The sequence below is a fragment of the Spirosoma sp. KCTC 42546 genome (assembly GCF_006965485.1).
Taxonomy (GTDB): domain Bacteria; phylum Bacteroidota; class Bacteroidia; order Cytophagales; family Spirosomataceae; genus Spirosoma.
On the sequence record NZ_CP041360.1, the window covers coordinates 3751044 to 3757500 of the forward strand.

Annotated in this window: 7 protein-coding genes (1 of these 7 running past the window's edge); 3 read left to right on the forward strand and 4 right to left on the reverse strand. The window is 45.5% G+C overall.

Annotated features, from left to right (window positions below; all coding sequences use genetic code 11):
• Window positions 1-38 precede the first annotated feature (38 nt).
• The 4 genes from EXU85_RS15240 to EXU85_RS15255 all read right to left on the reverse strand — a co-directional run bounded on the left by EXU85_RS15240 (window position 39) and on the right by EXU85_RS15255 (window position 4049).
• Entirely contained in the window at window positions 39-1391 is a 1353-nt protein-coding gene (locus EXU85_RS15240) for an erythromycin esterase family protein (RefSeq protein WP_142772916.1), read from the reverse strand.
• 52 nt (window positions 1392-1443) lie between these two features.
• On the reverse strand, window positions 1444-2052 hold the full coding sequence (locus tag EXU85_RS15245) for a hypothetical protein (RefSeq protein ID WP_142772917.1): 609 nt from the start codon (window positions 2050-2052) through the stop codon (window positions 1444-1446).
• Between the two features lie 217 nt (window positions 2053-2269).
• Complete coding sequence (locus tag EXU85_RS15250; RefSeq protein ID WP_142772918.1) at window positions 2270-3340, reverse strand: branched-chain amino acid aminotransferase; 1071 nt, start codon at window positions 3338-3340, stop codon at window positions 2270-2272.
• Window positions 3341-3497: 157 nt separating this feature from the next.
• On the reverse strand, window positions 3498-4049 hold the full coding sequence (locus tag EXU85_RS15255; RefSeq protein WP_142772919.1) for a cob(I)yrinic acid a,c-diamide adenosyltransferase: 552 nt from the start codon (window positions 4047-4049) through the stop codon (window positions 3498-3500).
• Window positions 4050-4222: 173 nt separating this feature from the next.
• Here EXU85_RS15255 and EXU85_RS15260 point away from each other — a divergent pair, with 173 nt between their 5' ends.
• The 3 genes from EXU85_RS15260 to tyrS form a co-directional block, all read left to right on the forward strand.
• Entirely contained in the window at window positions 4223-4732 is a 510-nt protein-coding gene (locus tag EXU85_RS15260) for a hypothetical protein (RefSeq protein ID WP_142772920.1), read from the forward strand.
• Window positions 4725-5969, forward strand: coding sequence for an S-adenosylmethionine:tRNA ribosyltransferase-isomerase (locus EXU85_RS15265; RefSeq protein WP_142772921.1), 1245 nt, complete (start codon window positions 4725-4727; stop codon window positions 5967-5969). Before EXU85_RS15260 ends, EXU85_RS15265 begins: the two co-directional genes overlap by 8 nt.
• Before the next feature lie 130 nt (window positions 5970-6099).
• On the forward strand, window positions 6100-6457 hold the 5' end (the start) of the coding sequence (gene tyrS / locus EXU85_RS15270) for a tyrosine--tRNA ligase (protein WP_142772922.1). The gene runs 944 nt beyond the window's last position; the window shows 358 of its 1302 coding nt (coding positions 1-358); its start codon is at window positions 6100-6102; its stop codon lies off the right edge, out of view.

Consider the following 6457-nt stretch of genomic DNA (forward strand, 5'->3'; position numbering starts at 1 on the left):
GCATAAACCAGTTTAGAGCGTTTCTCTACAGAAGTTTTTTAGGGAAGTAGCTGTGTAGGTGTAGTGTCCCGAAAATGAATCAATAGATCGTAACGTCCTGTCAATGCCGTTATGCTATAATATTGCTCGGGTTTACTTTCATCAAAAAGGGCACCGACTTCGAAGAGAGGGTGCTTGGCACTCAGCCAAGCTGTTAAGGTAGAACTTAACCGGGCATCGTGAAGATTCAAGGCAAAGTTGGCGTATTGCCCTTTTCCAAGTAAATAGTTAAATGAATTATTTACCCCTTCAGTACGAACTGATAAGGTCTTTAAATTTCGACTGCTCTGAGAGGCATCAACTACGGTAAACGAACCATTCGTGAGCAATTGACCCACCATCAGATACTTATTGGTCAATTGTTCTTTCAGGATAGCGCCCATTGATGGAAAGTTACAGGACGCATAAGGAATATTGGCAATATGATAGTTGTGGGCCCATAAGCTTAGTTTGCCAATGTTCGCCCTCGTTAACATCCATTGAACATTCTCAGCCATGTACCGATCTCGTTTGACACTATAATTGCAGGAGCTTGCATCACCTAAATCCTGTTGCTGGAAGAGAACGCGAGCGGCTTGTCTGGCAATTTCGTACTCCTGTCGCCCCCCTAAAGCAACCCATTGACTTTCATTCGAGATAAAAAGATTAGATAACGTGGTCAACTGTTTTGCATACTGTTGCCGGAGTTGATCCGTTACTGACGCTTGACCGAGGAGTGCCAATTGACTGGCTAACGAATCAACTCGTGGTATAGAGGCTGGATCGACTTTAGCTAGAAACTCGGTAAGCAATGGAAATTCATCATCAGCATACTGGCAATCAAACCCGTAGAACGATAGTTGTTTGTCAGCCGATTTACCAATATTGTAGTCTTTCATCCACTGGAGTAACTCCCGTACTTCGTCGGTCGACCACGTCCAGAAATACATACTTTTGGCGGCCATGGCTGCTGAAGCCAGCCCCGTACTTTGGCCATGAATAAACCGGTTTACAATCACTGCACGCCCGAAATTAGCTTCAAAAGCGATGGTCTGATGGCCGTGTTTTTGAACCAGATAGCGGAACAATCGGTCTTTCATTTGGAAAAACTCCCGTGTACCATGGGTGCCTTCGCCCATACCCACCACCTGCGCTTTGGCCAAGACGGTATCAAGTGGTGCTAACTCAGCAAAATCACGCGTGGGGGCAGCATCCTGTAGCGGCAGAATAACTTTGTTAAAGTCCTGAACAACAGCGATTTTATCAGAAGATAAGTCTGCCAGTGGGTCAGGGTCAGCTTTTTTGCAACTTGCCACAAACAGGCTGAATCCAAGATAGAACAAAAGACGAAAAGCAGGATAGGACCTTAGCATAACCGAATAAGGGAGTGAAATCTGCCTGATGGCTATCAACGTTTGCAGTTTCTTAATTCACCGATAAGGACACATCATCGTAATAAGCGGTACCCGTAGTTTTTGGTAAGAAAAAGAATAGCACATAGAAGCTGTAGGTATTAGCAGGGAATGAATCAAAGGTTATGGTATATTCTTTGAAATCATTGGTTCCCGTAATAGATACTTTCCCTCGGCTTTCTGTAAAAAAAGCAGATGCATAGTTATCGTTGACTCCCTTATTGCCCCCCATAGCCATAGAAATGCCTTCACCCTGCATATTAACGGTCTTAATTTTTGCCTTTAACGTCAACTTGGCGCCAGTAGGAATAGGCGTAGAAGACGTATAAAAAACCTGCTGAAAAAGTTGATAGGTAGAGTCACTCGGAGCCGCATTGCAACTAACCTTTATCGAATGAGTGGGTGATGAGGCTGCTTCGGTTGAGTAATCAACTGTGTAACTGGTGGGTCTAGTCGTATTATTTTTGTTAACATCCGTCCTCCAGGTCGAGTAAGGAGATGTTTCAAAATCGCCACCCGTAAGTACATTCGCAATTTGCACAGGTTGAGCGTCGTCCTTTTTACAGGAATTAAACAAAAGGCCAATACTGAGTAGGAAGAGGAATAGCTTGGTTGCTTTCATGACAAAAATGTAATGATGTAGATAAATAAGAGGAAGAAGAAAAGTTGCCCCAATAACTACTATAATTGAAAAAGGCCAATTAAACCTATGTTAAATTTTATTTATAGGTTTGATACCTCCCAATAGATACATGTTTGAACGAGCTATGGCTATTAAATACAAACGCCCTGACCGTTTGGCTAGGGCGTTTGTACATGTGTATAATATAGTTGTTTAACTATACCCGGTGCATCCAGCCAAAGGTGTCGGCCAGTTTACCCGTGCGCAGATCGCCTAAGTAATTTCTTACCCGAACCGCAACCGAATCTTCGGGAGCGAACTCAGGTAGCATATAATCTTTTCCGTTATAGCCAATGAGTGAGTAGGGCGATGAACCAACCGCTGTACCGGCGCCGAAAGCTTCCGTTAACCGACCCGTTTCGATACCGCTAATCACTTCATCGATAGAAACTAATCGTTCTTCGACCTCCATGCCCCAACTGCGGGCAATTTTCAAAATAGAATCGCGGGTAACACCTTTCAGAATTGAATCCGATGTGGCTGGAGTCACCATCTTGCCATCAATGATAAAAATGATGTTCATCGTACCTGATTCCTCAATGTATTTGTGCTCGCGGGCATCAGTCCAGATCAACTGGTCATATCCTTGTTGCTGGGCCAACAACGTTGGATAGAGCGAGCCACCGTAGTTACCAGCACATTTGGCATAGCCCACACCACCCGGAGCCGAACGAATGAACTCGGTTTCAACTTTCAATTTTGGAGGATTAGAATAATAGGCTCCAACCGGGCAGGTGAAAATGCAGAAACGATACGTTTTTGAAGGAGCTACACCCAGGTACGTATCAGTGGCAAACATGTAGGGACGGATATAGAGCGAGCTATCAGGTGTATTGGGCACCCAATCCGCATCTATACGAAGCAACGCTTCCAGTCCACCCATGAATACCTCTTCGGGCAGCGTAGCCATGCACATCCGCTTGGCTGACTCGTTCATACGCTCGAAGTTGGCAAGTGGACGGAACATCAACACGTCACCGGCCTCATTCTTGAACGCTTTCATGCCTTCAAAAATAGACTGGCCATAATGCAGCGACGACAGAGCGGGGCTTAGGGTGAAGTTGTCGAACGGCACAATCATTTGATTTTGCCACTCACCATCTACGAAATCGGCCACAAACATGTGGTCCGAGAAATGTTTTCCGAAAGGCAGATGATTAAAGTCTACCTCTTGAAGGCGGGAGCGTTCCGCTTTCCGCAGTTCAATTTGCAATACGTCCGTCGTCATAACAGCTGTGGTTAATGAGTTAGCCTGCTGATGGTCAGGCTGCGGCAAAGCTAAAAAATTAGATTGAGTAAGTTTAGTTGTCAAGACAACTTTTTTTTCGTGGTGTTATAGATACGCCATATTTTGGAAATATGGCGTATCTATAACACCACGAAAATTAGGTTCTAGGCTTCCAGGCTACTTCCTCAGCAGTCAATTCCTGTGCCATTTTTCGGCTGAGCACAAACAGGTAATCGGACAGTCGATTCAGATACTGGATCACCAACTCATCTACGGGAGATTCTTCCAGTAAAGAAATGACTAATCGTTCGGACCGGCGGCAAACCGTTCGGGCCAGGTGGCAGAACGAAACGGCCTGATTGCCACCGGGTAGAACAAAAGCCCGTAATTCGGGCAATTCGGCATCCATGACATCCATTGCCTGCTCAAGTTGGAATACATCATCTGGAATAATAATTGGTATTGCCCGCTTGGGAGCCTTTTCTGGATCCGTGGCAAGCTCAGCCCCAACCGTGAACAAACGATCTTGAATTTCTTTCAACAACTCTTTCCGGTTATCATTTACGGGTTGGTCGCGAACCAGACCAATCCAGGAATTCAGCTCATCAACTGTTCCGTAAGCATCAATTCGTAAATCTGCCTTGCTTACCCGACGCCCGCCAATCAACGCTGTTTGGCCTTTATCACCTGTTTTTGTGTAAATTTTCATGATATAGCTAAACCAAAATGCTCAACAAATGGCTAAGCTAACGGATTTCCCCCGATCGAGCCGTACCTTTGCGCCCTGATTTGAAAAAGCCAGTTATAAATCTCATAAAGTGATTTTGGACGATTAGAGCTATTCACTCAATCACTTAATCACTCAATCACTCATTAGTATTAATGAAAGCAGGTACTTTTTTCGTCCGCGTGTGGCGTATCATGTCCATTGTCGGATTCATTTTAGCGTTGTTTAGTAGTTATATTTCGTATCCCGATGAGGTAGCGGTTCGCTTCGATGAGCTAAACCATCCGATTCAAACCGTTAACCGCGAGGCTATTTTTTACATTGCGATCGCTATTTTTCTGATCAACAACACGCTGGTTAAAGCTGTTTCCCGACTTTTTCTGCGCGTTCCTACAGCCCAGCTCCTGATTCCCAACCACGAGGTCTGGGCTGCTCACCGCCCCAAACTCGACCGTATTTTTAAGGAATGGTTTAGCTTGTTGATTGCTTCTATTAATACGATATTAGGCTTAGGGTTATTAGTGCTTTCGTTCCTGAACCGGTCTGACCGACCGATTCGAGCTATTGAGTATGCCTGGTTATTACCCCTAAGTACAGCTATCCTTATTGGCGTGCTGGCATGGTTACCGATTCGTTTGTTCATGAAACCCGGTGACGATGACTAAAAAAAATGAACTGTTATTGAGCCAGTTTCAGTACGATCTGCCCGACGAGCGTATTGCCCGATTTCCATTACCTGAGCGTGATGCATCCAAATTGCTTGTCTATAAAAACGGACAGATTCGTCACGAGCACTTTACCCAGTTACCTGAGTTGCTACCTGCAAACAGTTTCCTGGTTTTCAATAACACGAAGGTTATCCCCGCGCGACTGCATTTTACAAAACCAACGGGTGCGGTCATTGAGTTGTTTTTGTTGAACCCTGTGTCAACCAGCCCTGATTTGGACAAGTCGGATATAGAAAGTCAACCCATTAGTCTGGCAATGGAAGCAACGGGGGCATCTGTTTGGCAGGGGATGATTGGTAACCGCAAACGCTGGAAACCTGACGAAACACTTAAAACGACCCTTTTCACGCCAGTAGGAGAGGTTATCCTTACAGTAAGCTGGTTTGACTATGATCAATCCCTCGTTCAGTTAAGCTGGGAACCGGCCACCCTGAGCTTTGCCCAACTAATTCAGTTCGCAGGCCAAATTCCATTACCGCCTTATCTTAAGCGGGAAGCTACCGACATTGATCGGGAGACGTACCAAACCGTCTATTCAAAGCGGGAGGGAGCGGTGGCGGCTCCAACCGCCGGACTCCATTTCACCCCTGCCGTGTTTGAGGCACTTGCACAACGAGGACTCGACCACGATTATCTGACGCTGCATGTTGGTGCCGGAACGTTCCAGCCGATTAAAACGGAGGATGTTCGACAACACCATATGCATACTGAACAGGTTGTGTATACACAGGAAAACGTGCGCAATCTGCTTGCCCATATAGATAGCATCATAGCTGTTGGTACAACTTCTATGCGGGCTCTGGAGAGCTTATATTGGATAGGAGCTAAATTGTTACACAAGGAATCTAATCCGTTCCGGTTAGATCAACACTTTGCCTATCAATTGCTCCCTCCTCAACACCCAGGCATTGAAGAGTCATTAAACGCTGTTTTAGATTATCTTATTTCTACAAATCAGGAGTCGATTGTAGCGCATACAGGTATATATATTACGCCTGGATACCAGTTTAAACTGTGCAAAGGAATCGTCACTAACTTCCACCAACCCGGCTCAACTTTGATTCTATTAATCGCTGCACTTATTGGCGATGACTGGAAGCGTATATATAAGGAAGCGCTTGAGAACGAATATCGCTTCCTGAGTTATGGCGATTCATCCCTGCTTTTACCGTAAACTATTAATTTTGTGAAAAAAGGAGGAGAGGGAGGAAGGGGAAGAAAGAGAGGAGAGGGAAATCACCAGGTTGTGTTTTTTGTCTTCCCCTTCCTCCCTCTCTTCCCCTTCCTCCCTCTCCTCCCCAATTATGAATTTTATCGAAGAACTCCGTTGGCGTGGTATGTTGAACGACATGACCCCCGGCACTGAAGAACAACTCCTGAAAGAAATGACTGCCGGTTATATTGGATTCGATCCCACAGCCGCGTCGCTTCATATCGGTAACCTTGCCACTATCATGCTCCTGGTGCATTTGCAGCGAGCCGGACATAAACCCTTTGCGTTAGTTGGTGGTGCTACCGGTATGATTGGTGATCCATCCGGTAAAGCTGCCGAACGGGAATTTCTGTCCGAAGAGACCTTACGGCGCAATCAGGAAGGTATCCGGCAACAGTTGACCAAATTCCTTGATTTCAACAGTGGTGCCAATTCTGCTGAAATGGTCA